We start from the raw sequence: 1,607 nt of genomic DNA on the forward strand, positions 1-1,607 counted from the left end.
AATTAAAGCTAGTGCCAGAAGTGATTTGGTTAGGTTTCTTTTCATCTTTATTGTAATACTAATATAGAAATACTTTTAGCAACTCGCTTTTTTTTCTATTTTGTGTTTTCCAAATAAAATAAGAAAGTATGACCATCCTAATCGTCCTATTGTGTATCCTATTTCTGATTGTTTTAGTTTCAGCATTTAAGGTCAATGCATTTGTTGCATTTCTAATTGTATCTATACTTGCCGGTATTTTACTGGGCATTCCACTTAATAAAGTTACAGCCTCCGTAGAAAAGGGAATTGGAGATGTTTTAGGCTCTTTGGTAGTAATCATTACTGTGGGGGCTATGTTGGGTAAACTTGTGGCCCAAAGTGGCGCAGCGCAAAGAATTGCATCCTCTATGATGAATTTTTGCGGAGAGAAATATATACAATGGGGAGTAGTTACTACGGGGTTCCTAATCGGTATTCCATTGTTTTACGGGATAGGTTTTGTGTTAATGGTTCCGTTGATTTTTTCTATTGTTTACAAGTATAAGTTGCCTGTTATTTACATCGGTTTGCCTATGCTTGCTGCTTTATCTGTTACTCACGGATTTTTACCACCGCATCCTTCGCCTTCTGCACTTGTTATTCAGTTTAAGGCCAATATGGGTTTAACGTTGTTGTACGGATTAATTGTAGCTGTGCCTGCCATTATTATAGGTGGACCATTGTTTTCGAGAACGCTTAAAGCTATTCCATCAAAACCATTGGCATCTTTTGTTCCTGCCGATATGCCTGAAGAAGAATTGCCGGGCACATTTAATAGCTTTTTTACGGCCTTACTGCCTGTTTTACTTTTAATAGGCGCTACAGTATTCACATTTTCAGAAAATCAGAATCCAGCTGTGTCCAATTTCTTTGCTTTTGCGGGAAGTCCGACAATTGCCATGCTTATTGCATTGTTTGTTGCAACATTTTCGCTAGGTATTTTTCAGGGCAAGAAAATGGGGGATATCATGAATATCTATGGCGAAGCGATTAAAGATGTTGCCATGATATTGTTAATTATCGGTGGATCTGGCGCATTAAAGCAAGTTTTGGTAGATAGTGGGGTAAGCGGACAAATAGCAGTCCTTTTAAAAGATATGGATATGCAGCCTTTATTTTTAGGCTGGTTAATTGCCGCAATTATTCGTTTTTGTGTGGGTTCTGCAACAGTAGCAGGCTTGACAACTGCGGGGATTATTTTACCTTTGATGGTATCGTCTAATACAGATCCTAACTTAATGGTTTTGGCAGTTGGTGCAGGCAGTTTAATGTTTTCGCACGTAAACGATTCCGGATTCTGGATGTTTAAAGAGTACTTTAACTTAAGTATGAAGGATACCTTTAAATCGTGGGCCGTAATGGAATCAATAGTAGGTGTTGTTGGATTGGTAGGCGTACTTTTATTAAATCAAATTATTTAAATATAGATATGGGAACTTTTAATGCAGATGAACAGTTTGAAAAATTAGGATTAACATTGCCTCCGGCGCCAACACCTTTGGGTGTTTATAAACCTTTTTTGATTGATGGAAAGTATCTTTATTTATCAGGACATGGGCCTGTTAGAGATGATAAAAGTTTGATAA

The 1,607-nt window shown here is 37.3% G+C and carries 1 protein-coding gene; it reads left to right on the plus strand.

Annotation, left to right across the window (positions count from 1 at the left end; all coding sequences use genetic code 11):
* Positions 1 to 128 precede the first annotated feature (128 nt).
* Positions 129 to 1,442, plus strand: a complete 1,314-nt coding sequence (locus tag AC1DG9_RS26805; protein ID WP_172660425.1) for a gluconate:H+ symporter — start codon at positions 129 to 131, stop codon at positions 1,440 to 1,442.
* Positions 1,443 to 1,607 lie beyond the last annotated feature (165 nt).

It is taken from the genome of Pedobacter sp. 05L430 (assembly GCF_056397585.1).

What these genes read in the sequence shown, in the direction of transcription:
- AC1DG9_RS26805 (WP_172660425.1), top strand. Translation starts at nt 129, where the DNA reads ATGACCATCCTAATCGTCCTATTGTGTATCCTATTTCTGATTGTTTTA.